The organism is Microbispora sp. CSR-4 (assembly GCF_008033685.1).
Taxonomy (GTDB): Bacteria; Actinomycetota; Actinomycetes; order Streptosporangiales; family Streptosporangiaceae; genus Microbispora.
The window spans coordinates 19696-44890 of record NZ_VJVX01000016.1; the positions used below are offsets into that span (position 1 = coordinate 19696).

24 protein-coding genes are annotated in these 25195 nt (G+C 71.7%); 10 read left to right on the forward strand and 14 right to left on the reverse strand.

Features of this window, described 5'->3' with window-relative positions; translation table 11 throughout:
• Window positions 1-121: 121 nt before the first annotated feature.
• Entirely contained in the window at window positions 122-829 is a 708-nt protein-coding gene (locus tag FLV34_RS14405; protein WP_142646942.1) for an MBL fold metallo-hydrolase, read from the reverse strand.
• Window positions 830-1021: 192 nt separating this feature from the next.
• On the opposite strand from FLV34_RS14405, the gene FLV34_RS14410 reads away from it, so the two are divergent.
• On the forward strand, window positions 1022-3361 hold the full coding sequence (locus FLV34_RS14410) for a glycoside hydrolase family 3 N-terminal domain-containing protein (RefSeq protein WP_315985191.1): 2340 nt from the start codon (window positions 1022-1024) through the stop codon (window positions 3359-3361).
• Between the two features lie 189 nt (window positions 3362-3550).
• Here the strand turns inward: FLV34_RS14410 and FLV34_RS14415 are convergent, their stop codons facing one another.
• Complete coding sequence (locus FLV34_RS14415) at window positions 3551-3967, reverse strand: DUF3592 domain-containing protein (RefSeq protein WP_187280638.1); 417 nt, start codon at window positions 3965-3967, stop codon at window positions 3551-3553.
• 73 nt (window positions 3968-4040) lie between these two features.
• Window positions 4041-4454 (reverse strand): PH domain-containing protein, encoded by a 414-nt coding sequence (locus FLV34_RS14420; protein ID WP_147943329.1) that lies wholly within the window; start codon window positions 4452-4454, stop codon window positions 4041-4043.
• Between the two features lie 416 nt (window positions 4455-4870).
• Between FLV34_RS14420 and FLV34_RS14425 the strand changes: the two genes are divergently transcribed.
• Window positions 4871-5530 (forward strand): dihydrofolate reductase family protein, encoded by a 660-nt coding sequence (locus FLV34_RS14425; protein WP_142646938.1) that lies wholly within the window; start codon window positions 4871-4873, stop codon window positions 5528-5530.
• Between the two features lie 105 nt (window positions 5531-5635).
• On the opposite strand, the gene FLV34_RS14430 is transcribed toward FLV34_RS14425, so the two are convergent.
• Together FLV34_RS14430 and FLV34_RS14435 are read right to left on the reverse strand one after the other, a co-directional pair.
• Window positions 5636-6067 (reverse strand): DUF5709 domain-containing protein, encoded by a 432-nt coding sequence (locus tag FLV34_RS14430; RefSeq protein ID WP_142646937.1) that lies wholly within the window; start codon window positions 6065-6067, stop codon window positions 5636-5638.
• A gap of 37 nt (window positions 6068-6104) precedes the next feature.
• Window positions 6105-6596 carry a metallophosphoesterase family protein gene (locus FLV34_RS14435; protein WP_142646936.1) on the reverse strand — a complete coding sequence of 164 codons (492 nt, stop codon included), beginning with the start codon at window positions 6594-6596 and terminating at the stop codon, window positions 6105-6107.
• A gap of 130 nt (window positions 6597-6726) precedes the next feature.
• On the opposite strand from FLV34_RS14435, the gene FLV34_RS40435 reads away from it, so the two are divergent.
• Window positions 6727-6867, forward strand: coding sequence for a hypothetical protein (locus FLV34_RS40435; protein ID WP_168065798.1), 141 nt, complete (start codon window positions 6727-6729; stop codon window positions 6865-6867).
• A gap of 136 nt (window positions 6868-7003) precedes the next feature.
• On the opposite strand, the gene FLV34_RS14440 is transcribed toward FLV34_RS40435, so the two are convergent.
• From FLV34_RS14440 to FLV34_RS14450, 3 genes are all read right to left on the reverse strand, one after another.
• A complete protein-coding gene (locus FLV34_RS14440) occupies window positions 7004-7576 on the reverse strand; it encodes a hypothetical protein (RefSeq protein ID WP_147943330.1) in 573 nt (190 codons plus the stop codon).
• Window positions 7577-7702: 126 nt separating this feature from the next.
• Window positions 7703-8656: a Ppx/GppA phosphatase family protein gene (locus FLV34_RS14445; protein ID WP_142646934.1), complete on the reverse strand. Its 954-nt coding sequence runs from the start codon at window positions 8654-8656 to the stop codon at window positions 7703-7705.
• A gap of 87 nt (window positions 8657-8743) precedes the next feature.
• Complete coding sequence (locus FLV34_RS14450; RefSeq protein WP_147943331.1) at window positions 8744-9757, reverse strand: NADPH:quinone reductase; 1014 nt, start codon at window positions 9755-9757, stop codon at window positions 8744-8746.
• A gap of 94 nt (window positions 9758-9851) precedes the next feature.
• Between FLV34_RS14450 and FLV34_RS14455 the strand changes: the two genes are divergently transcribed.
• From FLV34_RS14455 to FLV34_RS14470, 4 genes are all read left to right on the forward strand, one after another.
• Complete coding sequence (locus tag FLV34_RS14455) at window positions 9852-11600, forward strand: ATP-dependent DNA helicase RecQ (RefSeq protein ID WP_147943332.1); 1749 nt, start codon at window positions 9852-9854, stop codon at window positions 11598-11600.
• Between the two features lie 103 nt (window positions 11601-11703).
• Window positions 11704-12108 (forward strand): hypothetical protein, encoded by a 405-nt coding sequence (locus FLV34_RS14460; RefSeq protein WP_142646931.1) that lies wholly within the window; start codon window positions 11704-11706, stop codon window positions 12106-12108.
• Window positions 12109-12730: 622 nt separating this feature from the next.
• On the forward strand, window positions 12731-15130 hold the full coding sequence (locus FLV34_RS14465) for a Tex family protein (protein ID WP_147943333.1): 2400 nt from the start codon (window positions 12731-12733) through the stop codon (window positions 15128-15130).
• A 463-nt stretch (window positions 15131-15593) separates the two neighbouring features.
• A complete protein-coding gene (locus tag FLV34_RS14470; protein WP_147943334.1) occupies window positions 15594-16145 on the forward strand; it encodes a hypothetical protein in 552 nt (183 codons plus the stop codon).
• Between the two features lie 280 nt (window positions 16146-16425).
• Here FLV34_RS14470 and FLV34_RS14475 read toward each other — a convergent pair whose 3' ends face one another.
• The 3 genes from FLV34_RS14475 to FLV34_RS41520 form a co-directional block, all read right to left on the reverse strand.
• Window positions 16426-17673, reverse strand: a complete 1248-nt coding sequence (locus FLV34_RS14475) for an allantoate amidohydrolase (RefSeq protein ID WP_147943335.1) — start codon at window positions 17671-17673, stop codon at window positions 16426-16428.
• Window positions 17666-19333 carry a urocanate hydratase gene (hutU, locus tag FLV34_RS14480; RefSeq protein WP_222709515.1) on the reverse strand — a complete coding sequence of 556 codons (1668 nt, stop codon included), beginning with the start codon at window positions 19331-19333 and terminating at the stop codon, window positions 17666-17668. The genes FLV34_RS14475 and hutU overlap by 8 nt, the downstream gene beginning before the upstream one ends.
• 254 nt (window positions 19334-19587) lie before the next feature.
• Window positions 19588-20670 (reverse strand): MurR/RpiR family transcriptional regulator, encoded by a 1083-nt coding sequence (locus FLV34_RS41520; protein ID WP_261985778.1) that lies wholly within the window; start codon window positions 20668-20670, stop codon window positions 19588-19590.
• Between FLV34_RS41520 and FLV34_RS42420 the strand changes: the two genes are divergently transcribed.
• Entirely contained in the window at window positions 20635-21147 is a 513-nt protein-coding gene (locus FLV34_RS42420; protein WP_187280642.1) for a hypothetical protein, read from the forward strand. The two genes, FLV34_RS41520 and FLV34_RS42420, sit on opposite strands and share 36 nt — an antisense overlap.
• 31 nt (window positions 21148-21178) lie before the next feature.
• The gene (locus FLV34_RS14495; protein ID WP_147943336.1) at window positions 21179-22297 is read left to right on the forward strand and encodes an MBL fold metallo-hydrolase; all 1119 of its coding nucleotides are present in this window, start codon (window positions 21179-21181) and stop codon (window positions 22295-22297) included.
• Between the two features lie 112 nt (window positions 22298-22409).
• On the opposite strand, the gene FLV34_RS14500 is transcribed toward FLV34_RS14495, so the two are convergent.
• Both FLV34_RS14500 and FLV34_RS14505 read right to left on the reverse strand, forming a co-directional pair.
• A complete protein-coding gene (locus FLV34_RS14500) occupies window positions 22410-22766 on the reverse strand; it encodes an STAS domain-containing protein (RefSeq protein WP_168065793.1) in 357 nt (118 codons plus the stop codon).
• A 105-nt stretch (window positions 22767-22871) separates the two neighbouring features.
• Window positions 22872-23096 carry a hypothetical protein gene (locus FLV34_RS14505; RefSeq protein WP_147943337.1) on the reverse strand — a complete coding sequence of 75 codons (225 nt, stop codon included), beginning with the start codon at window positions 23094-23096 and terminating at the stop codon, window positions 22872-22874.
• Between the two features lie 206 nt (window positions 23097-23302).
• Here FLV34_RS14505 and FLV34_RS14510 point away from each other — a divergent pair, with 206 nt between their 5' ends.
• Window positions 23303-24502 (forward strand): hypothetical protein, encoded by a 1200-nt coding sequence (locus FLV34_RS14510; protein WP_142646924.1) that lies wholly within the window; start codon window positions 23303-23305, stop codon window positions 24500-24502.
• Between the two features lie 65 nt (window positions 24503-24567).
• On the opposite strand, the gene FLV34_RS14515 is transcribed toward FLV34_RS14510, so the two are convergent.
• Window positions 24568-25149, reverse strand: coding sequence for a hemerythrin domain-containing protein (locus FLV34_RS14515; RefSeq protein ID WP_147943338.1), 582 nt, complete (start codon window positions 25147-25149; stop codon window positions 24568-24570).
• Between the last annotated feature and the right edge of the window lie 46 nt (window positions 25150-25195).

Here is a 25195-nt window from a genome sequence, read left to right on the forward strand (position 1 = left end):
GCACCCCTAACTGCGGCCGACCGCGGCGGCCGCGTGAGGGGACAGGTGACGGTCGAGACATCCCCCGCCCGCGCCGCCCTCACGCCTGTGATCTTCCGTGCGGAGGGGCGGCCGTACGGCGTCAGCCGGTGAGGCGGGCCGCGGTGTCCGCGATGAGCCGGGAGGCGCCCTTGGTGACGGGCTCGCCGTGGCCGAAGCAGGCGATCTCGACGTCGAGGGCCGCCTGCCGTACGAGCGAGGCGACGGCGGCGGGCGGGTCGGCGTTGAACACACCGAGGATGACCTGGCCGTCGGGGGCGCGGGCGATGGTGTCGCCGGTGAACAGCACTCCCTGCTCCGGCAGGTGCAGCGCGAGGCTGCCCGGAGTGTGACCGGGCACGGCGAGCACGCGCGCGCCACCGCCGAAGCCGAGCGTGTCGCCGTCGTCCAGTTCGCGGTCGACGCGCACGGGCGGTGCGGGCACGTGCGGCATGTCCGCGTGCACGTGGTCCCACAACTCCTGCTCCCAGCCGGACAGGATCGGCGCGGGTCCGGCCGCCTCGCCCCGGACGAACGGCGCGTCGTCGCGGTGGGCGCACACGGTGACGTCGCCCCAGGCGGCGATGTCGGCCGCCGAGCCGGTGTGGTCCTCGTGGAAGTGCGTCAGCACCAGGCGCCGTACGTCGGACGGCGCGTGCCCGAGCGTACGGACGGCGTCCGCGATGAGCGGCGCGGAGCCGGGAACCCCGGAGTCGATCAGGGTCAGCCCGTCGGGGTCGCGCCACAGGTAGACGTGCCCCACGGGAAACCGCAGGAAGTACAGGCTGGGGAGCAGTTCGACCAGATCCATGGGACGACGCTACGGCCGCCCCGCGGACCACCGGCGCGATCTTCGCCGGCAGCGGATCCGCTGAAGGCGCAAGCCCGGCGTGGAACGTGAAACTTTCCTCGCCCGCGGCTGGTGGCGAGTGTCCGGAAGTCACGTCGATTGACCCGAATTCCCGGCGATTCCTACCGTCAGCGGGACCACAAGGAGGACGTGATGACATCCCGGCTGACACCCGTCTGGATTCCCGCGCTCGTGGCGCTGCTCGCCGTGGCGCTCGGCGCCGTCTTCGTCGGCGGTCGCGAGGCCGCGCGGGCGGCGAACGCCCCCTACCAGGATCCGAGCCTTCCGGTGGCGACGCGGGTGGACGACCTGCTGTCGCGGATGTCGCTCGACGACAAGGTCGGGCAGATGACCCAGGCCGACCGGTCGGCCCTGACGACGATCTCCGACGTGGCGGCGTACCGGCTGGGCTCGATCCTGTCCGGCGGCGGCTCGGCTCCCTCCTCGAACACCCCGTCGTCGTGGGCCGACATGTACGACAACTTCCAGCGGCAGGCGCTGTCGACCCCGCTCGGCATTCCGATGATCTACGGCATCGACGCCGTGCACGGGCACAACAACGTGGCCGGCGCGACGATCTTCCCGCACAACATCGGGCTCGGCGCGACCCGCGACCCCGGCCTGGTGGAGCGGATCGGGCGGGCGACGGCCGAGGAGGTGTCCGGCACCGGCATCGACTGGACCTTCGCGCCCTGCCTGTGCGTGGCCCGCAACGACCGCTGGGGCCGTACGTACGAGTCCTTCAGCGAGGACCCGCAGCTCGTCACGCAGATGACGACGATCGTGGACGGCTTCCAGAACGCCGGGAACGCCTCCATCCTCGCCACCGCCAAGCACTACGTGGGCGACGGCGGCACCACGGGCGGCCGGGACCAGGGCAACACCGAGCTGAGCGAGGCCGACCTGCGGGCCATCCACCTGCCGCCGTTCAAGGCCGCCGTGGAGCGCGGGGTGGGCTCGGTGATGGTGTCCTACAGCTCCTGGAACGGCGTGCGGATGCACGGCAACAGATACCTGATCACCGACGTGCTGAAGGGCGAGCTGGGCTTCACGGGCTTCGTGGTCTCCGACTGGGCGGGCATCGACCAGCTCGACGGGCAGTCCGGCTTCACCGCGAACGAGATCACCACGGCGGTCAACGCGGGCATCGACATGGTGATGGTGCCGACCGACTACAAGAGGTTCATCTCCCTGCTGAGGCAGGAGGTGCAGGCGGGCCGGATCCCGATGTCGCGGATCGACGACGCCAACCGCCGCATCCTGACCAAGAAGTTCGAGCTCGGGCTGTTCGAGAAGCCGCTGACCGACCGCTCCTACACCTCCACGATCGGCAGCTCGGCGCACCGCGCCCTGGCCCGCGAGGCCGTACGCGAGTCGCTGGTGCTGCTCAAGAACGCGGGCAACGTGCTGCCGCTGAGCAAGAGCGGCGGCAAGATCTTCGTGGCGGGCAAGAGCGCCGACGACATCGGCAACCAGAGCGGCGGCTGGACGATCAGCTGGCAGGGCTCGTCAGGCAACATCACCACCGGCACCACGATCCTGCAGGGCATCCGCGACGCCGTCGGCTCCGGCACCCAGATCACCTACAACCGCGACGGCAGCGGCATCGACTCCTCCTACCGCGCGGCGATCGCCGTCGTCGGCGAGACGCCGTACGCCGAGGGCCAGGGCGACCGCACGGGCTCGATGGGCCTGGACTCGACCGATCTGGCCACGCTGCAGCGGCTCAAGGCGTCCGGCGTGCCGCTGGTCGTGGTGCTCGTCTCCGGGCGGCCGATGGACATCGCCGGCCAGCTCGACCAGTGGAACGCCCTGGTCGCGGCCTGGCTGCCGGGCACCGAGGGACGTGGCGTGGCCGACGTGCTGTTCGGCGACTACGCCCCGACCGGGAAGCTGCCGATGACGTGGCCGCGCAGCGCCGACCAGGAGCCGATCAACGTCGGTGACGGCAAGCAGGGGCTGTTCGAGTATGGCTTCGGGCTGACCTACACGGGCGCCAGCCCGTCGCCGTCTCCCTCCCCGTCGCCTTCCCCCTCACCTTCGCCGTCTCCGTCGCCGTCCCCGTCCCCGTCCCCGTCCCAGTCCCCGTCCCCGTCCCCGTCCCCGTCCCCGTCCCCGTCCCCGTCACGGTCGCCCAGCCCGTCGCCCAGCGCCAGCCCGTCGGCATCGGCGGGCGGCTGCGTGGTGACGTACAAGCCGAACGACTGGGGCAGCGGGTTCACCGCGGACGTGACGATCACCAACAGGTCGTCGAGCCCGGTCAACGGCTGGCGGCTCCAGTGGACGTACGCCGGCAACCAGAGGATCACCAACTCCTGGAACTCGACGATCACGCAGTCGGGCCAGCAGGTCACCGCGACGAACGCCGACTGGAACGGAACCATCGGCGCGAACGGCGGCACGGCGAACTTCGGCTTCCAGGGGACCTACAGCGGCTCCAACCCCGCCCCCGCCGCCTTCACCCTGAACGGGACGGCCTGCGCGACCGGATGATCCACACGCCGCGGGGGGCGGGGACCGAGCCTGCGGGCTCGTAGCGCGCCGGTTCAGAGCGCCCGTGCTCGAAAGCGTCCGTGCTCGAAAGCGTCCGTGCTCGAAAGCGTCCGTGCTCGAAAGCGTCCGTGCTCGAAAGCGTCCGTGCTCGAAGCGCTGGCTCAGATCGTCTGGCTCAGATCGTCTGGCTCAGATCGTCTGGGTCAGCGCAACCCCCGCCCCCGCGGTGAACAACACGATGCCCCCCGCGAGGAAGATGCCGCCGAGGAGCATGCCGTTCCCCGCCGCGCTGTCGATGCGGATCCGCGTCGGCCTGGCCGGGTCGTACAGCACCGTGACCTCCTGGCCCGGCCGCGCGGGCGGCGGGTTGCTCCCGAAGGAGGTCTCGGCCTCGACCTGCTGGCCGTAGATCGTCGTGAACCGGATGGCCGGGTAGTAGACGGTGCCGTCGGTGGCCCTGCTCGCCCGCAGCCCGACGACCAGGCCGCTGGCGCGCTGCGCCCGGCGGCGGAACTCCCGCGCGTTCCTGGTGATGGCGCCGCCGATGAGGCCGAAGACGAGCCCGAGGCCCGCGAGGATCAATGTGGTGAGAGCGGTTTGTGACACGATCGGACCTTAGGGCCCGGCGCTTGCGATCCGCTTGCATCGTTCCCGAACCGCGACGATCGTACGGGACGGGTCAGGGGCGCATCCGCATGAGCGTCTCGGCCACGTCGACGACCGGCTCGCCGAGGTCGAACCGGCTGAACAGGTGGATCTGCTCGCCGGCGTCGATCTCCAGCAGCTCGAACGTCAGGCCGTAACGGCGGTGGGAGTCCACCCGGATGCGGTCCACGTCATTCCAGGAGATGCGTTCCCGCCCGGACAGCCCGGTGACGACCAGCCCGTCCTCCCCCGCCGCGAGCCGTACCGGCGCGACCAGGTCCCGGCCGGTCAGCAGGCCGAAACCCAGGGTCGCGACGCCCGCGAGGAAGAGCTGCGCGCCGTCGCCGACGAGCGCCAGCACACCGCACAGCACCATGCCGGTGCCCTTCAGCGCAACGATCCCGCGCGGCCCCCGCCATTCGTGCCGCGGCTCCTCAACTCCCGCCATCGGGGCAGCGTAACGAATGCGAGGACCTCTCGCGGCTCCTTTCCCGGCCGCCTGCGCCGTGCGGCGGCCCGGCCGCCGGCCGCACGCGCCGTGGGCCCGGTCGATCCCCGAAGGGCCCTCGATCCACCGGACTCTCGCAGACCGCCGTGATGCGGATCGACCGCGCGAACGCCGCGGCCACGATGCTGCGCGACGGCCACGATCGGCGCTTTCTTCGGGGGGCTCGGCTGTTTCGCCAGGCCCACCTCGCACGTTCGCTACGTCGCTGCATAGGGCGCACCGCGCGCGAACTGCGGGAGGGCGGCCAAGCCTCGATGTCGTTTCCGTACAAGACCCGCCCCGGGCCGGGAAGCTAGCGTCTGCGTGCCGGTCAGCCCTGGCCGGCTGTCCGCCACCCGATTTCCGGGGGAAGAATCGTGCTGCTCAGCGTCAACACCTTCATCAGCCTCGACGGCGTCATGCAAGGGCCGGGAGCCCCGGACGAGGACCGCTCCGACGGCTTCGACCGCGGCGGGTGGCTCGTTCCGCACGCCTCGGCGCACACCAACGAGGTTGTCGAGAGCTGGTTCCGTGAGGCCGACGCCTTCCTCTTCGGCCGCACGAGCTTCAATCTGCTCGGTGGGTATTGGCCGAAGGTCACCGAACCGAACAATCTGATCGCCATCAAGCTCAACACGCTGCCGAAGTATGTCGTCAGCTCGACGCTGACCGACGAGGAAGCCGACTGGAGCCCGGCGACCGTCCTGCGCGGTGAACTGGTCGACGAGGTACGCCGGCTCAAGGAGCTTCCCGGAAGGGAACTCCAGGTTCACGGAAGCTGGAAGCTGGTGCAGACGCTGCATCAGGCGGGACTCGTCGACCTCTACCGGCTGCTCCAGTACCCAGTCGTCGTCGGGGCGGGGAAGCGCCTGTTCCCGGACGGATCGACGCCCGCGACGTTCACGACCGTGGACGAGAACTCTCGCGTACTGCCCGGCGGCGTCGTCTCGCTGACGCTCACCCCTGCGAGTCTCGGCGCGATCTCCGCGGGTGCGTACACCGTGGACGAGGGCCGCTCGGCGACGGTCCTCGGCTGACACCGGCGTCCGACCGCCTTCGGGACGTTGACGGCCGGCCGGAGCGAAGGGGCTCCGCCGTACAGCGGGGCCCCGGCGGGTCAGGTGTGATCAAAGAGGGTCGTCCTAGGGGGTCTCGTCCTCCACGCGCACCGCCTGCTCCTCCGGCGAGTAGCCGCCGAGGTCCGGCCCCACATCCTCGGCGATCATGTCCTTCTCCGTGTCCACGCCCATGCCGCCGTCCGGATCGACGAGGCGGACGGGCTGGGCGGGGTCGGCGGTCGCGTAGCCGTCCGGATCGCCCGTGCCCGGCTCCGTGCCGGACGGGACGTCCACATCGGGCACCTCGCGGGACAGGCGCAAGTCCAGGGGCTCGCCCTCGCGCATCTCGCTGGGCGTGGTGCCGTACTCGTCGAGGCCCAGGGGCCTGTCGCCGGGCAGCGGCATCTCCTGCGGGTCCTCGGCCCACTGCTGCCCGGGCGTGCCCTCCTGCAGGTCCGGAATGCCTTCATCCTCGAACCGCGAACGCGGGTCGGGCTGTGGTCTGTTCTCTCTCATACCGGTCCCCTGCCCCGCCGTACGGCCCTTAGGCAGGTCAGGTGACGGGCACGATCTCGGCCCGCCGCAGCACGCCGCCATCGACGTCGAGGATTCCGATGGTGCCGTACGGCTGGCGGCGGCGGTCGGTGGGCGAGCCGGGGTTGAACACCCGCACCCCGTCGCCGGTGAGGTCCATGGGGATGTGCGAGTGGCCGAAGACGACCAGGTCGGCCTCGGGGAAGCGGCGCCGCATCCGCGCGGTCCGCCCGGCGGCCTGCCCGCTGTCGTGGATCATCGCCACCCGGAGCCCGCCGAGGTCGAGGCCGAGCGTCTCGGGGGCGCCCCAGGCCGCGACGTCCGGGCCGTCGTTGTTGCCGAGCACCGCGTGGACCGGAGCGTACGCGGACAGCTCCACCAGGACGTCCGCGGTGCAGACGTCACCGGCGTGCAGGATCAGGTCGGCTCCCCGCAGGTGCGCGGCGACCGCGGGCGGGCAGGACTTCCAGCGCCGGGGAGCGTGGGTGTCCGCGAGCACGACGACCTTCACCGTTCCATCTTGCCCGTGAAGAAGAGGTGCCAAATCGCATATTCGGGGAATAGGGATTCAGGATCAGCACGACCCCCATGCCCTGCACCCCTACACCGGTCTCCCCGGCCGGTCCCGCTCGGGAGGAACGATGAGCAGGCAGATCGCCGACGGCTACCAGGCCCCCACCCTGTTCGAGCTCGAGGCGCGCGTACGCGGGCTGGAGGCTCAGGTCGCCCACCTCACCGAGCTGGTCAAGACGCTGTCCGGGCAGGGCAGGGAGGGCCGCTGACGGCCGCCCCGGCCCGGCCGCGAGGCACCCCGGACGACGGCGTCCCCGCCGGAGAGTCCCGCGGAGAAGCCTTGGACACGACGGCGTCCCCGCCAGGGAGGACCTGACGGGGACGCGGACGCCGGCGTGGGCCTCGCTATGCGCGACGCACGGAGGCGGCGACGGTATGGACCTTCCGGCCCGTGGCCCGCCCGTTCACGTGTCCGTTGCCGGACGCGCCGACGGGCGCCTTTCCGGATCCGGCCGCAGGCGCTTGACCGGATCCGGCCACAGCTCCTTGGCCGGGCCCGGCCGCGGATGCCTGGCCGGACTCGAGCACAGGCGCTCCGCCCGACCCGGCCGCAGGCGCTCCGCCCGACCCGAGCACAGGCGCTCCGCCCGACCCGGCCGCAGGCGCTCCGCCCGACCCGAGCACAGGCGCTCTGCCGGATCCGAGCGCGGGTGCTTTGCCGGATCCGAGCGCGGGTGCTTTGCCGGATCCGTCGGCGGACGCGCCGGTCGCCCCGGCCTCGGGCCGGGGGTTCCACGCGCGCTCGCCCGGGCCCGTGCCCTCCAGGCCGGGGATCGCCCGCCCGTAGGACTCGCGCCCGGTGGTCATCGCCATCGCACCCAGCCATATGAGGGTCGCGATCGCGATCACCAGCACGGCTCCGAGCACCAGCACCGCCACCGCCGCCAGGGAGACCACGGCTCCCAGCAGCTCCACCATTGAGATTCCTCCAGAGGTCGACCCCGATTACGGCACTCCGGTGGCCGGCGGAAGATCACCCGCCACGTAGAGGAACGAAAATTGCCGGTTGTTGGTGCCTTGCCCTGTTTGGATGACCCTCATACCTTACTGATCGGCCACCGAGGGCCGACCCATGGGAAGGCCGTCGAGCCTGCGCAGGATCACACCCTCCCGCAGCGCCCACGGGCAGATCTCCAGCACCGGCAGTTCGAACAGGTCCATTGCGGCGTCCGCGACGACCGCGCCGGCGAGAAGCTGCGCGGCCCGCCCGGCGGACACCCCGGGAAGCTCCGCCCGGCGGGCGGCCGGCATCGTGGCCAGCCTGCCCGTCCACTCGACCAGGTCGTCGTGCGTCAGCGTCCGCTTGACGTACGTGCCCTCGCCGGACGACGCGGCCCCCGCGATACGCGCGAGCTGGCGGAAGGTCTTGGACGTGGCGACCGCGTGGTCGGGCCTGCCGTACTTGGCGACCGCCCCGACCGTCCGCGCGATCTCGGCGCGTACGTGCCGCCGCAGCGCGCGGAGCTCCTCCGGATCGGGCGGGTCGGCGGTGAACCAGTCGCGGGTGAGCCGCCCCGCGCCGAGCGGAAGGGAGACCGCGACGTCGGGCTCCTCGTCGATGCCGGACGCGATCTCCAGCGACCCGCCCCCGATGTCGGTCACCAGCAGCCGCCCGGAGGACCACCCGAACCAGCGGCGGACGGCCAGGAACGTGAGCCTGGCCTCGTCGTCCCCCGACAGGACCTGGATGTCCACCCGGGTGTCCGCCTTGATCTGGGCCAGCACGTCCTCGCCGTTGACCGCGTCGCGGACCGCCGAGGTGGCGAAGGCGACCAGGTCCTCCACTCCCTTGTCCTCGGCGATGCGGACCGCTTCGCGTACGAAGGCCCCGAGCCGCGCCGCGCCCTCGTCGCTGAGCCGGTCGCCGCCGACGAGATGCTCGGCGAGCCGCAGCTCGTCCTTGTGGGAGAACGCGGGCAGCGGACGGGCCCCCTGATGCGCGTCCATCACCAGCAGGTGCACCGTGTTGGAACCCACGTCCAGCACTCCTAGTCGCATGCCCCGACGCTACCGCCCGTACGGGAAGATCCATCGCCCCTCCCGGCATCCGGATTCGCCGAGCTCGCCCGGGTTTCACCACGAGGCTCACTCCGGGGCGACGTCGACCAGCACCTTGCCGACCGCGCCCGACTCGACCGCGTCGTGGGCGTCGGCCGTACGCTCCAGCGGGAAGTGGTGCAGGGGCAGCCCGGCCTCCTCGCCCACCCGCAGCGCGCCCGCCTCGACCGCCGCGCGCACGTCGGCAACGGCCGCGTCCTTGACCGCCTCGGGGACCGTGTAGACCAGCACGAACTGATAGCGGATGTTGCGGGTGAACAGGTCGCGCACCGACAACGTGACCGCGTCTCCGCCGTTGTTCGCGTACACCGCGACGACCCCACAGGGAGCGGTGACCGCCGCGTCGAGGGCGGCGTTGGGCGCGGGCGCGACCTCCACCACGATGTCGGCGCCGCCCGGGGCGACGCGGCGGATCTCCGCCGCCGGATCGCCGACGCGGTAGTCGACCACGTGATGCGCCCCCGCGGCCCGGGCCAGCGCCGCCTTCTCCGGCCCGCTGACAGTGGTCACCACGGTCGCCCCGGCCCAGCGGGCGAGCTGGATCGCGGCGTTGCCCACGGCCCCGGCCCCGCCCGCGACGAGGACGGTCCTGCCGTCGAGCGCTCCGGGGGCGAGGCGGTCCGGTCCGCCGTCCGCCACGGTCAGGCAGCGATGCGCGGTCAGCGCGGGGATGCCGAGGCTCGCACCGAGGTCGAGGGAGGCTCCGTCCGGCAGCGGCACGACCTGCCGCTCGGGCAGCACGACATACTCCTGTGCGGTGCCGTCCGGACGCCCCCAGGCGGCCTCCCACACCCACACGCGATCTCCCGGGGCCACCCCCGTCACTCCCGGCCCGGTGACGTCCACGATCCCGGCGCCGTCCTGGTTGGGCACGGCCTCCGGATGGCTCAGCGTGCCGCGCCGCGACTTCCAGTCGGTCGGGTTGACGCCCGAACGCACCACCCGTACGCGTACCTCTCCGGGCCCCGGCTCGGGCACCGGCCGTTCGGTCAGGCGCAGGACGTCGCTGTCCCCGGTCTCGGAATACACGATCGCTCTCATAACCGCTCTCAGCGGCCGGGTCCGTACGGCTATTCCGGTTCGGTCCTTTCCGCTCGGGTAGTTGCAGCCCGATCGGGCGAGGGGGTGCGGCGGCATGAGCGTCAGGCAGAGGTACGGCGGCCTGTCCGGCGGAAGGGCCGGTGACCGGCTCGGCGGCACGGCGGGCGGCTGGTCGAGGGACTGGTCGGGAAGCTGGGCCGGCGGCTGGGCGGGAGGCCGCTTCGGCCGGCGTTTCGGACGCAGGGGCAGGCGGCTGCGGGCCACCGCGAGGGACGCGTTCGGCTGGCAGCAGCTGCGCCCCGGCCAGCAGGAGGCGATGGAGCACCTGCTCGCGGGGCGCGACGTGCTGCTGGTGATGCCGACCGGCGGCGGCAAGTCGGCCGTCTATCAGGTGCCCGGCCTGCTCCTGGACGGCCCGACGGTCATCGTCTCGCCGCTCATCGCTCTGCAGCGCGACCAGGTCATGGGCCTGCTCAAGGCGGGGGCAGCGGGCGCGGTGGCGGTCAACTCGGCCGGCTCGGTCGAGGCGGGCCTCGACCAGGTCACGGCGGGCGACGCCGAATATGTGTTCCTGTCCCCGGAGCAGCTCGCCAAGCCCGAGGTGGTCGAGCGGCTGGCCGAGGCCCGGCCCTCCCTGATCGCGGTGGACGAGGCGCACTGCGTGTCCGCCTGGGGCCACGACTTCCGGCCCGAGTATCTGCGGCTCGGCAAGGTGATCGAGCGTCTGGGCCATCCCCCGGTGATCGCGATGACCGCCACGGCCGCGCCGACCGTGCGCGAGGAGATCGTCGAGTCGCTCGGCCTGACCGGCGCGCAGCAGATCGTGCGGGGGTTCGACCGGCCCAACCTCCGTCTCGACGTCCACCGGTTCACGAGCGACGACGACAAGCGCAGGGCCCTCGCCGACCACACCGCCGGGCTCGACGGCGTGGGACTGCTCTATGTGGCGACGCGGCGCCAGGCCGAGGAGTACGCCGGCCTGCTGAGGGAGCGCGGCCGCCGGGCCGAGGCGTACCACGCGGGGATGAAGGCGAAGGAACGCCGCCGCATCCACGAGCGGTTCCAGGACGACGACCTCGACACCGTCGTGGCGACCTCGGCCTTCGGGATGGGCATCGACAAGCCCGACGTGCGCTACGTGCTGCACGCCGCGCCTCCGGAGTCGCTCGACGCGTACTACCAGGAGATCGGCCGGGCGGGCCGGGACGGCAACCCGGCCGATGCCGTGCTGTTCTACCGGCCCGAGGACCTGGGGCTGCGCAGGTTCTTCGCCGGGGGCCACGCGGACGAGGCCATGATGCGGCGCGTCGCGACGCTGGTCCACGAGCACGGCGGGGGGGTCGCCGCCGCCGACCTGCGCGAGCTCCTCGGCGTCGGGGCGGCCAGGCTGGCCTCGCACGTCAACCTGCTCGAACGGGCGGGCGCGGTCGAGGTGACCCATGGTGGCGCCCTGCGCTACACCCCGGACGGCCCGCCTCCGGACGAGGCCGCCGCCCACGCGGTGGAGATCGACGATCTCCGGCACCGGATGGGGGACTCCCGGCTGGAGATGATGCGCGGCTACGCGGAGACGACCGGCTGCCGGCGCCGCTTCCTGCTGGAGTATTTCGGCGAGCCGTACGAACGGTCCTGCGGCGACTGCGACACCTGCCGCTCCGGTACGGCGACCCCGCCGGAGACCGGCGACGGGCGGTTCCCCATGCACGCGGACGTCCGGCACGCCGAGTGGGGGCACGGGATCGTGATGAGCCGCGAGCAGGACCGGATCACGGTGCTGTTCGACTCCGTGGGCTACAAGACGCTGGCCCTCGGCCTGGTCGGCGAGCTGCTCGAAGTGGTCTGACGAAGCGGAGAAGCCACGAACGGCCTGGGCAATCATTACCCATCGTGTCCATATCACCACTTGCGGTGGTTTCACCCTGTGTTGAGACTCAAAGGCGGAGGTCGTGAGATCGGGGGTGGTACCGGTGCGCGAGGCGATCAGCGCCAGGGAGACGTGGCCGTTCGAGTGCCTGCGCTGCCTGCGTGTCTGGGAGGAGGAGTACGTCGTCCACCGCACGCGCGACGAGCAGGGCGTCGACGTCGTGATATGGACCCGGGACGAGGTCGTCGTCCCGCCACCCTGGTCCGGGACGACCTGCCCCGGATGCGGCCGTGAGATCGTGACCTCGTTCCCCACGGGCTACCTGGCTCACCATCCGGAGAGCGCACCGGGCCGCGAGCCCGCGGCGCAGGCCCCGGCCGGCGGGACGCCCGCCAGGGGCGTGCCGCTGGCGTCGCAGGCGCTGCTCACCCTCGCGCTCCTGCTGCTGGCGGGTGCCGGTCTGTACGAGCGGCTCAACGCGGGCTGAGCACGCCGGTCCATACGAGCGGCTCCACGTCCGCTGAGCACGCCGGTCCGTACGAGCGGCTCAACACCGGCTGAGCACGCGCCGGTCCGTACGCGTTCACCGGGCACGCTTCGAAGCCACGGGGGGCCTCCGGCGCGAATTCCCTATGGCCGGCGCTCCGCTTCCAAATATGGCCGGATATTAGCAGATATAGCAGCACGGCTCGACCGCCGCAGGATCTCACCGTGAAAATGCGTGGGACCGGGAAATGCGTCGAGCCGCCCACCGGGTCGACGTCGCGCGGTTCCCGCCGCGTCGTGGGCCGTGATCGCCGCACGTCCACGCCGGGCGGCGTACCGAGACCTGTATGTACGACGACAAGCCCGGCGTCCTTTCTCACTGATCGGCCGAACGGAGGATTTCCCGCGCGGAAATTGATTTTGCGGGGGACGCCCGGCCGATAAACGAGCGCGGAGAAGCAGGAGACACCGGCAGAGCCGATCACCTGACATCTCGGGTCGCGTGTGCCCGGCCTGCATCGGGGTGCTCGGGTTGTCCACAGGTTGACTGAGGGGGCCCGGCGAATCCGGCAGAATGAGAGCCCCTCGGAGAGGGCGGACCCGGAAGAAGGCGGATCAGGATCGTGACGACGTCCATTCAGCAGCGGATCGCCGAAGAGCTCGGCGTGCGCGAGAGTCAGGTCACCGCGGCCGTCGACCTGCTCGACGGCGGGGCGACGGTGCCGTTCATCGCCCGCTATCGCAAGGAGGCCACGGGCGCGCTCGACGACGCCCAGTTGCGCACGCTGGAGGAGCGGCTGCGCTACCTGCGCGAGCTGGAGGAGCGGCGGGCCGCCATCCTCGACTCGATCCGGTCGCAGGGCAAGCTCGACGAGGCCCTCGAAGCGCGCATCATGGAGGCCGACTCGAAGGCCCGCCTGGAGGACATCTACCTGCCCTACAAGCCCAAGCGCCGCACCAAGGCACAGATCGCCAGGGAGCTGGGGCTGGAGCCGCTGGCGGACGCGCTGCTCGGCGACCCGTCGCTGGACCCCCAGGCGACCGCGGAGGCGTACGTGCGCGAGGGCGTGGCCGACGCCGCCGCCGCGCTGGAGGGCGCCCGGGCCATCCTGGTCGAGCGCTTCGCCGAAGACGCCGACCTCATCGGCGACCTGCGGGAGCGCATGTGGTCCCGCGGGCGTCTGATCTCCCAGGTGCGGGAGGACAAGCAGGAGTCCGGGGCCAAGTTCTCCGACTACTTCGACTTCTCCGAGCCCTTCACCCGCCTGCCCTCGCACCGCATCCTCGCGATGTTCCGGGGTGAGAAGGAAGAAGTGCTCACGCTCACCCTCGACCCGGAGGCCGAGGAGCCGAACGACTACGAGGCGCGGATCGCCCGGCACTTCGGCATCGCCGACCTCGGCCGCACGGCCGACAAGTGGCTGCTCGACACCGTGCGCTGGGCCTGGCGGACCCGCGTCCTCGTGCACCTGGGCATCGACCTGCGGACCCGGTTGTGGCAGGCGGCCGAGGAGGAGGCCGTGCGCGTGTTCGCGGCCAACCTGCGCGACCTGCTGCTCGCCGCTCCCGCGGGGGCACGGCCGACCATGGGCCTCGACCCGGGCCTGCGCACCGGCGTGAAGGTCGCGGTCGTGGACGGCACCGGCAAGGTCGTCGCCACCGAGACGATCTATCCGCACGAGCCCAAGCGGCAGTGGGACCAGTCGCTCGCGGTGCTGGCCCGGCTCGCGACAGAGCACAAGGTGGAGCTGATCGCCATCGGCAACGGCACCGCGTCGCGGGAGACCGACAAGCTCGCCGGTGAGCTGGTCAAGCACATGCCGCACCTCACCAAGATCGTGGTGTCGGAGGCCGGAGCCTCCGTCTACTCCGCGTCGGCGTACGCCTCCCAGGAGCTGCCCGGTCTCGACGTCTCGCTGCGCGGCGCGGTCTCGATCGCCAGGCGGCTGCAGGACCCCCTGGCCGAGCTGGTCAAGATCGACCCCAAGTCCATCGGCGTCGGCCAATACCAGCACGACGTGTCCGAGGTGAAGCTGTCGCGCTCGCTCGACGCGGTGGTGGAAGACTGCGTGAACGCGGTGGGCGTGGACGTCAACACCGCGTCCGCCCCGCTGCTGACCCGCGTCTCCGGCATCAGCGCCGGGCTGGCGGAGAACATCGTCGCGCACCGCGACGCCAACGGGCCGTTCCGCTCCCGGACCGGGCTGAAGGAGGTGCCGCGGCTCGGCCCGAAGGCGTTCGAGCAGTGCGCGGGCTTCCTGCGCATCCCGGGCGGCGACGACCCCCTCGACGCCTCCAGCGTGCACCCGGAGGCCTACCCGGTGGTGCGCCGCATCCTCGACTTCACCAAGAGCGACCTGCGCACGCTGATCGGCAACACCTCGGCGCTGCGCTCGCTCAAGCCGTCGCAGTTCGTCGACGACACCTTCGGCCTGCCGACCGTGACCGACATCCTCAAGGAACTGGAGAAGCCGGGCCGCGACCCCCGTCCGGCGTTCAAGACCGCCACGTTCAAGGACGGCGTCGAGAAGCCGTCCGACCTGTCGCCCGGCATGATCCTGGAGGGCGTCGTCACCAACGTCGCCGCGTTCGGGGCGTTCGTCGACATCGGCGTGCACCAGGACGGCCTGGTCCACGTGTCCGCGATGTCCAACTCCTTCGTGAAGGACCCCCGCGACGTGGTCAAGCCCGGCGACATCGTGCGGGTCAAGGTGCTCGACGTGGACCTCCAGCGCAAGCGCATCTCGCTCACGCTGCGCCTGGACGACGAGACGGCCGGCGGTGGCCGCCGGGGCGGGCCGAACGGCGAGGCCCGCGACGACCGGCAGGACGGCCGGCGCGGCCAGCCGCGGCAGAACCAGTCCCGCCAGAACCCCGCCCGCCAGGGCCAGAACGGCAGGGGCGGGTCCGGCCGCGGCAACGGCGGGGGCTCGGGCGGCGCGCCGCTCGGCGGAGCCATGGCCGAGGCGCTGCGCCGGGCCGGTCTGACCGACCCCGGCTCCAGCGACCGCCGTTCCCGCTGACGCACCCCCGGTCCGGCCACGCCCCCGATTCGACGGCTGTCGTGCCCGGCGCTCGCCTTCTGAGCGCCGGGACCACCGTTCCCGCCGACGGCACCCCGGGGGCCGGCCAAGGTCCGGCCCGACAGCCGCCCGCACCCGGCACCCCGCCTCCGGGGTGACGGGACCGCCGCCACCGCTGAAGGCACCCCGGGTTGGCCAAGGCCCCCACCAGACGACCACTCACGCCCGGCTTCGGTGCGGCGGCACCGCTGTTCACGCTGACGCATTCGCCCGACCCATCGGTCTCGCGCACCCGGCGCTCGCCTTCCGAGCGCCGGGACCGCTGTCAGCGGCCACAGGAGAATGCCCCGCGAACGGTGGACGCGGGGCACGGTGTCGATCAGGCCCGACGAGCGTGAAGTCGATCGGACCTGATGACCACAGGGTCGATCAGGTGCGATGAACGGTCATCCGGTCACTGCTGTTGCTGTTGCTGCTGCTGTTGCTGACCGCCCGCCCCCTGCTGCTGTTGTTGCTGCTGTTGCTGTTGCTGAGCGCGGCCGCGCTGCTGTTGCTGTTGCTGCTGCTGTTGCTGACCGCCCGCCCCCTGCTGTTGCTGCTGCTGTTGCTGCTGCTGCAGTCGCTCGCGATGGTGGCGGCGGGGGCGATCGCGACCGTCCCAACGGTCCCAACGGTCGTGATGGTGGCGGAAGTGGTGGCGATAGCGGTGCCTGTCACGGCATCTGCCTCCCGGGCAGTCCCCCGTGACCGACGGCCGGACGACCTGCTCGGTCGTGCCGGCGGCGTTGGCCGACTGCGTCTGAATCGCGACAGGGACCACGAGAGCCGAAGCCGTCATGACGGCAGCAGCCAGTGCTTCTTTGAACATGGGTATCCCTCCGTCGGCTCCGTGACGAGAAGGCGGATGAACATCCGAATTCACGGAGCTCGAATCGATCCATCGAACCTGGATCCGGACCCTGATTCTCACGCTAAAGGCAGCAAACGCCGCAGTCACCCATCGTGGGGCAAATAAGCATTTTTAGCAACAAAACGCATGCAGCCTGGAAATACGGGGCTATCCGGCCCTGATTCGAACAGGTCGGCGATCACTACTTTGCGAAGACCTGGAGCCGATTCCCCTTAATGTGGAATTTCACTTGCCGCTTCCTGGGTAATGGACGTCTTCACGCCCCTCCCCGGCCTCCCCGGCGGCGGGGCCGCTCACGTGCGCAGCGAGCCCCGTCGTCAAAGCCCCGCCGTCACAGCCCATCCGGGCACTGAACGGGCCGCGCCGCCGCGGCCCATCCGTGCCCTCAGAGAGCCCCGCCGGGGCTGGCGGCGGCCGGTGTGAGCAGATCCTCCAGAACGGCGGCGAGTGCGGCGACCCCGGCGAGGCAGTCGGCCTCGTCGGCGTGCTCGTACGGCGAGTGCGAGACACCCGTGGGATTGCGCACGAACAGCATGGCCGCCGGGACCTCACCGGCGAGGATGCCGGCGTCGTGCCCTGCCCCCGTGGGCAGCACCGGCGCGCCGCCGAGGACGCCCGCGACACGGTCGCGCAGCCCCACGTCGAAGTTCACGACCGGCGTGTAGGACTCCCGGGTCACCTCGGCCCCCTCGGCAGCTCGGGTCGTCTCCTCGACGAGCCTGTCGAGCAGGGCGGCGTCCGGCGCCCGGCAGTCGAGCCAGGCGCTGACCAGCGACGCGATGGCGTTGGTGCCGTTGGGCTCGACTTTGATCCTGCCGAAGGTGGCCAGGGCCCCCAGGCGTTCGGCGTTCGCCCGGGCGGCCAGCACCGCCGCCGCGTACGCCGGCATGGGATCGCGCCGGTCCTCCAAGCGGGTGGTCCCGGCGTGGTTGGCCTCCCCCCGGAAGTCGAAACGCCAGCGGCCGTGCGGCCAGATCGCAGAGGCGACGCCGACCGGATGCGGTGTGGCGGCAAGGTGGCGGCCCTGCTCGACGTGCAGCTCCACGAAGGCCCCGATGCGGGTCAGGCGCGCGTCGTCACGGCCGGCGGCCGCCGGGTCGCGTCCCGCCCGCTCCATCGCCGCTGCCAGCGTGACGCCGTCCGCGTCGCGCAGCGCCCCTGCCGTCTCGGGACGGACGGCGCCGGTCATCAGCCGCGATCCCAGGCAGGCCAGGCCGAATCTTGCGCCCTCCTCCTCGGTGAAGTTCACCACCGCCAGCGGCCGCTCCGGCCGGAACCCGCGCGCCCGCAGGGCGTCGAGCGCGGCGAACGCCCCCACGACCCCCAGCGGGCCGTCGTACGCCCCGCCATCGGGCACGGAGTCAAGGTGGGAACCGGTCACCACGGCGTCGCCCGCCGTGGGATCGCCCAGCCAGGCCCACTGGTTGCCGTTGCGGTCGGTCTCGTACGCGAGGCCTCGGCTGAGTGCCTGCTCCTCGAACCAGGCCCGGCACTCCGCGTCGGCCGCCGTCCAAGCGTGCCGCCGATATCCGCCCGTCGCGTCGCACCGGCCCACGGGGAGCAGGTCGCGCCACAGCCGGCGAAAGCCGTACTCGACCTCCTCCGGCAGGACCAGGGCCGCGCCCTCACGCATCGTGGTCCGCCCCCGCCCCCGCCCCCGCCTCGGCCATCGGGACGCGTACGCCGCGGTCCCCGGCCACCTCGACGGCCCGGTCGTATCCGGCGTCCACGTGGCGGATCACACCCATCCCGGGGTCGTTGGTCAGCACCCGGCGGATCTTCTCCCCAGCCAGCGGCGTGCCGTCGGCGACGGTGACCTGTCCCGCGTGGATGGAGCGGCCGATGCCGACCCCGCCGCCGTGGTGGATGGACACCCAGGACGCGCCGGAGGCGACGTTGACCATGGCGTTGAGCAGCGGCCAGTCGGCGATCGCGTCGGAGCCGTCCAGCATGCCCTCCGTCTCGCGGTAGGGCGAGGCCACCGAGCCGCAGTCGAGGTGGTCGCGGCCGATCACGATGGGCGCGGAGATCTCCCCCGAGGCGACGAGGTCGTTGAACCGCTCGCCGGCCCGGTCGCGCTCGCCGTACCCGAGCCAGCAGATCCGCGCGGGCAGGCCCTGGAACCGCACCCGCTCCCCCGCCATCCTGATCCACCGGGCCAGCGGCTCGTTGTCGGGGAACAGATCGAGGATCGTGCGATCGGTCGTCGCGATGTCGGCCGGGTCGCCCGACAGCGCCGCCCACCGAAACGGGCCCTTCCCCTCGCAGAACAGCGGCCGGATGTAGGCGGGCACGAACCCCGGGAAGTCGAACGCCCGCGCATAGCCGGCGAGGCTCGCCTCGCCCCTGATCGAGTTGCCGTAGTCGAACACCTCCGCACCCGCGTCCTGGAAGCCGACCATCGCCTCGACGTGCCGGGCCATCGACTCGCGGGCCCGGCGGGTGAAGCCTTCGGGGTCCTTGCGCGCCAGCTCGGCCATGTCCTCGAACGCGACGCCCAGCGGCAGGTAGGCCAGCGGGTCGTGCGCGCTCGTCTGGTCGGTCACGATGTCGATCTCCGCGCCCCCGGCCAGCAGTGCGGGCACGGCCTCGGCCGCGTTGGCCACGACGCCGATGGACAGCGGGCGGCGGGCGTCCCTGGCCTCGTACGCCAGGCGCAGCGCCTCCTCCAGGCTCTCGGCCCGGACGTCGAGGTAGCGGTGGACGATGCGGCGCTCGACGCTGCGCGGGTCGCAGTCGACGCAGATCGCCACGCCGCCGTTCATCGTGACCGCGAGCGGCTGCGCGCCGCCCATGCCGCCGAGCCCGGCGGTGAGCGTGATCGTCCCGGCGAGACTGCCGCCGAACCGCTTGGCCGCGACCGCCGCGAACGTCTCGTACGTGCCCTGCAGGATGCCCTGGGTGCCGATGTAGATCCACGAACCGGCCGTCATCTGGCCGTACATCGTGAGCCCGAGCCGCTCCAGCCGCCGGAACTCCGGCCATGTCGCCCAGTCGCCGACGAGGTTGGAGTTGGCGATGAGCACGCGGGGAGCCCACTCGTGGGTGGTCATCACGCCGACCGGGCGGCCCGACTGCACCAGCAGGGTCTCGTCGGCCCGCAGGGTGGTGAGCTCACGCACGATCGCGTCGTACGACGGCCAGTCGCGGGCCGCCTTGCCGCTGCCGCCATAGACGACGAGCCGCTCCGGATGCTCGGCGACCTCGGGGTCGAGGTTGTTCATGAGCATGCGCAGGGCGGCCTCCTGCTGCCAGCCGCGGGTGTTCAGCGTGCCGCCGCGCGGAGCCCGGATCGGAGCCCGGCCGCCGGAATCCCGCTCGCCGGAATCCCGCTCGCCGGAACCCCTGCCGCTGAAAATCCGCTCGTCGGAACCCCCGCCGCCCGAACCGTGGCCGCCGGAACCCTGGTCGCCGGAACCCTGGTCGTGCGCGGCCCTGCCGTTGAGGGCGCCACCGCCGTCGTCAGCCACGAGTTCTCCTCCCACCCGCGCCCGCGGCGCATGGTTCTATTCAGTGAGTCCCACCCATCGTGGGTGAATGAATAGATTCAGTCAATGAGGAACACCCCACGGGCGGCGGCCGACGCCTCGAACGCCTCCAGGCGGGCCTGGGCCCCGGGCAGTTCATCGCACATCGCCTCAAGCAGCACCCGGCCGAGCATCATCGGCGCGCACGCCGTGTCGAACACCAGGTGCGTGCCCACCGCGGCGGTGAGCAGAACGTCCGACAGGCCGGCGAGGGACGGCACGCGCCGGTCCGCGACCGTGACGACGGCCAGCCCGGCCGCGCGGGCGGCCCGGAGCGCGTCCAGCAGTTCGGCGGGATAGCGGGGCAGGGCGAAGCACAGCAACGCCGTGGCCCCGGCCGCCGCCGCCTGCTCGACCCGGTCGGCGAGGAGCGACCCCGCCTCGTGCAGGGGCCGTACGTCGGGGTGCACCTTCGCCGCGAAGTACGCGAATCCGGCGGCCTGGGCGGCGGCGGCCCGCAGGCCCAGCACCGGCAGCGGCCGCGAGGCGGCGAGCAGGCGGGCGGCTTCGACGACGGGCCCGGGATCGTCCAGCGAGCGGGCGAGGGCGCGCAGGTTCTCGATCTCCGCCAGCACGGCCCGCCGATAGCCGCCGCCCGCGCCCGCCGCCCGGTCCGCCCCCAGATCGGGCCACGACTCGGGCAACGGCTCGGGCAACGGCTCGGACCACGACTCGGCGTCCGCGGGCGCAAGCTGCCGATACCCGGGTTTCTGCGGCACGGAGCGGGCGGGCGCGCCGGGGTCCGGCGACGGACGATGCGAGCCCTCCGGCGGGGCGGGAGGCACCGGCGCGGGCCGCTCCCCCCGGCCTCCGGTCCGTCCATCCGCGCCGCCGTCGGAGAGCCGGGGCGTCGCCGTGGAGATGCGGGCATCCGGCCCGGCGTCCTCCCCGTTCCGGCCGGAGCCGTCCCGTTCCCGGCCCTGCCGTACGCCCAGCTCGCGGAACCTGCGCCGGAGGCCGGGATATCCGCTGTAGCCCAGCGCCGTCGCGAAGCGGGTCACCGACGGCTGGCTGACCCCGGCCAGCTCGGCGACCTCGATGCTCGACAGGAACGGCGCCTCGGCGGCGTGCTGCGCGAGGCAGTGGGCGATCCTGCGCTGCACGGGCGTCAGCCGGTGCCCCTCGAACAGCCGCAACAGACGGGACGCGGCGTCGTCGTCAAGACCGCCGAGGTCCCCGAGGTCCCCGGGAACGCGGCGATCACCGTCCCGGCCACCGCGGTCGCCCCGATCGTCACTGTGATCACGGGCGTCACCACCGTTGCCGAGGTCCCCGGGAACCTGGCGATCACCGTCCCGGGCACTGCCGTCGCCCCGATCGTCATTGTGATCGCGGACGTCGCCCTCATCGCCAAGGTCATGATCATCGCGGCCGTCACCCTGAGCGGCGGCGTCACGGGGGTCGCGGGGGGTGGACGGGCCGTCGTCCGTGTGGTGGCCGGTGTTCATCGTCCTCCGCCTCGCCTGCCCACGCCGGGCCGTTCGGTCTGCATGCTTTTATTCAACACGCAGTCTCCGGGGAGGGGTTGTCCACAGGCAAGACGCCATCAGCGCGGCCCGCGCGGAGATTGCCTAGTCTGATCGGCAGAACTCAGCAAGGAGATTGCCGTTGATGACCGGTGGTTTGAGAAGTGGTGGCCTGGGCCGGCGCCTGGGGTTCGTCGCGGGAGCGGCCGCCCTGGCGGCGGCGGTGTGGGCGGTGCGCGACGTCCCCGCCGCGCTGGGGGCGCGGCCCTCGGGTGAGCGGGCGCTCAGGGTGCGGCGCTCGAAACAGTTCCGCAACGGCGCGTTCCGCAACACGAGCCCCAGCCCCGTCCTCCCGCCGGGGACCAGGCAGCAGGTCGTCCGCGAGTTCCTCCGCCGGACGCAGCGCAAGCCCCGGCTGCCCGTTCCCCTGATGACTCCCGGCCCGTCCCGGGGCGGCGACCTCGACGCCGTCTGGTACGGCCACTCCTCGGCTCTGATCGAGATCGAGGGGCGGCGGGTGCTGCTCGATCCGGTCTGGAGCGAGCGTTGCTCCCCGGCGTCGTTCACCGGGCCGCGGCGCCTGCATCCTCCGCCGGTGCCGCTGTATCAGCTGCCCGAGCTCGACGCGATCGTCATCTCGCACGACCACTACGACCACCTCGACATGGACACGGTGCGCCTGCTGGCCCGCACGCAGTCCGCGCCGTTCCTGGTGCCGCTCGGGGTCGGCGCCCATCTCGAACGGTGGCGGGTGCCCGCGTCGCGGATCGTCGAGCTCGACTGGAACGAGGAGACCACGGTGTCCGGTCTCCGGTTCGTGGCGACCCCCGGCCGTCACTTCTCCGGCCGCGGGCTCCGCCGGGACCAGACCCTCTGGGCCTCCTGGGTGATCGCGGGCGAGCGGCGCCGGGTCTTCTACACCGGCGACTCCGGCTACTTCGACGGGTATGCCGCGATCGGCGAGACGTACGGGCCGTTCGACCTGTCGGTGATCCAGATCGGCGCCTACAGCAAGGGCTGGCCGGACATCCACATGACGCCGGAGGAGGCGATCCTCGCCCACCTCGACGTACGCGCCGGGGTGCTGCTGCCGGTGCACTGGGGCACGTTCTCGCTCGCCCCGCACGCCTGGAACGACCCGATCGACCAGCTGTGGCGGGAGGCCAAGGCACGCGACGTGCGCCTCGTGGTGCCGCGGCCGGGCGAGCGCGTCACGGTGGACGACCCGCCGCCGGTGGACGGCTGGTGGCAGACGATCCTGTGAAGAGCCGGTCCGCGCCGCGAGGTGCGGGCCCTCGGGGCCGATACGGTGTCTGGGCCATCGCCGAGACGCTGGAGCAGGGCCGCGACAGGCCGGTCGGTTGATCCGGGCCGAGTCAGGGGGCGGTGGCCGCCGGACGGCTCAACGCGTCGGCGCGGGTCGGATACACGGTGAGCCGTGAGGTCAGGCCGAGCAGCGAGAACAGGTGACGCATCTGCGGGCTCATCCCGCAGAGCGCGCCGTCGCCGTCCTTCGGCGGGGTGCGGACGCAGGCGTCGATGAGCACCCGCATGCCGGCGCTGTCGATGAACCGCAGTTTCTCCACGTCGAAGAGGATGCGCGTCGCGGGACGGGCCAGGAGGGGCTCTACACGCTCACGCAGCCGGGGGACCGTGATCACATCGAGTTCGCCGCTGAGGGTGACGAGGGTGAAAGGAGGTGACTGCGCCACCGACACCTGGAAGTCGTGCATGGCTCCCACCTCCGTTGGTGAGATGACCCCACCGGAACAGCTTCCGGACTTGGCCATACTACGCGTAATCGGGCGATTAATCGCAGATTGCCGACGAAAGTCTGTTCAGGTTTCACTTCCGCCTCTCAGGTAGTCCCGGTCCATCGGCATACGAGCAACGGCGGTCGTCTGCCTCAGGCCGGTCACCACGCCGGTCACCACGCCGGTCACCACGCCGGTCACCACGCCGGTCACGCCGCCGGTCACGCCGCCGGTCACCGGACTGGTCGCGGCGCCGGTGACGGCACTGGTGACGGCACTGGTGACGGCACTGGTGACGGAACTGCTCACCACGGGAGGCTCATCCAGTAGTGGTTCACCGGAGTCGAAGAAGACCGGCGACCCCGCACGCCGGGACGGCGTCCAGCGGCTGACGGCCCCCGCCCACGGCCCCAGCCCACTGGATGACAATCTCGGTCAAAGGCTCCGAATGTCCACGTTTGTCGCATTCCACGGTTTGGGTACGCCCAGCGCCAATCGTGGGGAGGAGCACCGAGATGACGTTCAATCCGCTGCAGGAGCGGGGAGTCCCGCTGGATCGGCAGCTGCGCAACTGGCGCGAGCTGAATGTCACGCCGATCGACCCCGACCGCGCCGATCCCTACACCCGGTGCCGGATCATCACGATGAACGGCATCGAGATGGAAGCGGTCATGTTCAGCCATCATTTCGCCCGGCGGTGCCAGGACCTGGAGGTGCGGCAGCGCCTGGCGGAGGTGCGCTACATCGAGGCCCAGCAGCAGAAGGCGGTCAACTGGCTGCTGCCGGGGCAGTCCTCGGTGCTGGAGACGACCCTCGGCTACGAGCAGGTGGCGGTGGACCTGACCGCCTGGGTGGCCCGCATGGAGCCCGACCCCTATCTCAAGCAGGCCTACCAGTTCGGCGTGCTGGAGGACTTCGACCACCTCTATCGGTACGCCAACCTGTACGAGATGATCGAGCACCGCAAGGCCGAGAAGATCGTCGACCAGCTGACCGAGGTGATGCCGGGCCGGCCGACGAAGATGCACCACCGTCACCCGGTCGACAACGTCCGCGAGCACTACGACCGCAACAAGGCGAAGCCCATCTCCAAGCTGCACGCGCTGACCATCATGTCCGCCGAGCAGCAGACGATGAACTTCTACATGAACGTCGGCCCGACGTACATGGAGCCGATCGCGCGGCAGCTCTACCAGGAGATCGGGCTCATCGAGGAGGAGCACGTCACCCACTACGAGTCGCTGCTCGATCCGGGCGAGACGTGGTGGGAGCAGTGGCTCAACCACGAGTACAACGAGTGCTACCTGTACCACTCGTTCATGGAGACCGAGTCCGACCCCAGGATCAAGGCGATCTGGGAGCTGCACCTGAACATGGAGCTGGAGCACCTGCGGATCGCCGCGGACATGTTCCGCCGGCACGACGGGCGCGAACCGGAGCAGGTGGTGGCCCGGGAGCTGCCGAAGCCGGTGACGTTCGAGCCGAACAAGGAGTATCTGCGCGAGCTGATCTCCACGCAGATCGACTACACGACCCTGGGCACCGGGTACGTCCAGGAGGCCCACGAGCGGTTCCAGCGCTGGCAGGACCAGCTCATGGGCGGGGAGGAACCGCCCAGCGAGCGCGTCATCGACGACAACCGCGCCAGGTCGGGTGACGAGTATCGCCTGGAGACCGAGGGCTCCCACCCCCTCTACAGCCTGCGCACCCACTGAGGACGCGCCCCGGCCCGGGTCCGTACGCGTCGTACGGACCCGGGCCGGGGCCGGTCGTGCCGCCCTTACTTGCGCATCGCCTGCCGGATCAGGTCGCGTGCCCGATCCATGATCGCCGCCGGCGGGCCCCGCAGCAGGGTGCGCGTCATCGACCCCACCCCCGGGCGCGGGCGGGTCGGGGCCATCGCCTCGGCGGCACGGACCCCGAGCGCCATCGCCCGCCGTTCGGCCGCCGTCGTCTCGGCCCGGAGCCTGGTGAACTCGTAACGCTCCTCGGCCCGCGCGTGCGTGAGCACGGCCATCCGGAGCCGGTCGAGCTCGGACATGAAGCCGGGATGGTCCGGGCCCATCTCGTTCAGCTTGAGGAGCATCTCCTTGGCCTCGCGCTCCTCCTTGAGCCGGTCGGCCACCACGCCCGTTCCCCCGTCCACGCGCAGCCGGGTGTAGGGGTGGACGATCTCCTCCTCCGCCGTCTCGTGGACGGCCAGCATGCGCACCAGCCGCCGGAACGGCTCGGCGCGCCGGTCGGACGGGGCGTGCTCCACCTCGTCGAACATCTCCCTGATCAGCGCGTGCTGGTGGATGAGCAGGTCGACGACGTCGCCTTCCTTCATCAGTTCCGGCACCGGGTGCTGCATCTCGGTCATGTCCCTCTCCCCTCTGATATGGCAGCCCGGCCTCCCATGGAGGCCG

Excerpts from the sequence above, each read along its gene's own strand:
- FLV34_RS14405 (WP_142646942.1), bottom strand. The coding sequence starts at position 829 with ATGGATCTGGTCGAACTGCTCCCCAGCCTGTACTTCCTGCGGTTTCCC.
- FLV34_RS14410 (WP_315985191.1), top strand. The coding sequence starts at position 1,022 with ATGACATCCCGGCTGACACCCGTCTGGATTCCCGCGCTCGTGGCGCTG.
- FLV34_RS14420 (WP_147943329.1), bottom strand. The coding sequence starts at position 4,454 with ATGGCGGGAGTTGAGGAGCCGCGGCACGAATGGCGGGGGCCGCGCGGG.
- FLV34_RS14430 (WP_142646937.1), bottom strand. The coding sequence starts at position 6,067 with ATGAGAGAGAACAGACCACAGCCCGACCCGCGTTCGCGGTTCGAGGAT.
- FLV34_RS40435 (WP_168065798.1), top strand. The coding sequence starts at position 6,727 with ATGAGCAGGCAGATCGCCGACGGCTACCAGGCCCCCACCCTGTTCGAG.
- FLV34_RS14440 (WP_147943330.1), bottom strand. The coding sequence starts at position 7,576 with ATGGTGGAGCTGCTGGGAGCCGTGGTCTCCCTGGCGGCGGTGGCGGTG.
- FLV34_RS14445 (WP_142646934.1), bottom strand. The coding sequence starts at position 8,656 with ATGCGACTAGGAGTGCTGGACGTGGGTTCCAACACGGTGCACCTGCTG.
- FLV34_RS14450 (WP_147943331.1), bottom strand. The coding sequence starts at position 9,757 with ATGAGAGCGATCGTGTATTCCGAGACCGGGGACAGCGACGTCCTGCGC.
- FLV34_RS14455 (WP_147943332.1), top strand. The coding sequence starts at position 9,852 with ATGAGCGTCAGGCAGAGGTACGGCGGCCTGTCCGGCGGAAGGGCCGGT.
- FLV34_RS14475 (WP_147943335.1), bottom strand. The coding sequence starts at position 17,673 with ATGCGTGAGGGCGCGGCCCTGGTCCTGCCGGAGGAGGTCGAGTACGGC.
- FLV34_RS14495 (WP_147943336.1), top strand. The coding sequence starts at position 21,179 with ATGACCGGTGGTTTGAGAAGTGGTGGCCTGGGCCGGCGCCTGGGGTTC.
- FLV34_RS14500 (WP_168065793.1), bottom strand. The coding sequence starts at position 22,766 with ATGCACGACTTCCAGGTGTCGGTGGCGCAGTCACCTCCTTTCACCCTC.
- FLV34_RS14510 (WP_142646924.1), top strand. The coding sequence starts at position 23,303 with ATGACGTTCAATCCGCTGCAGGAGCGGGGAGTCCCGCTGGATCGGCAG.
- FLV34_RS14515 (WP_147943338.1), bottom strand. The coding sequence starts at position 25,149 with ATGACCGAGATGCAGCACCCGGTGCCGGAACTGATGAAGGAAGGCGAC.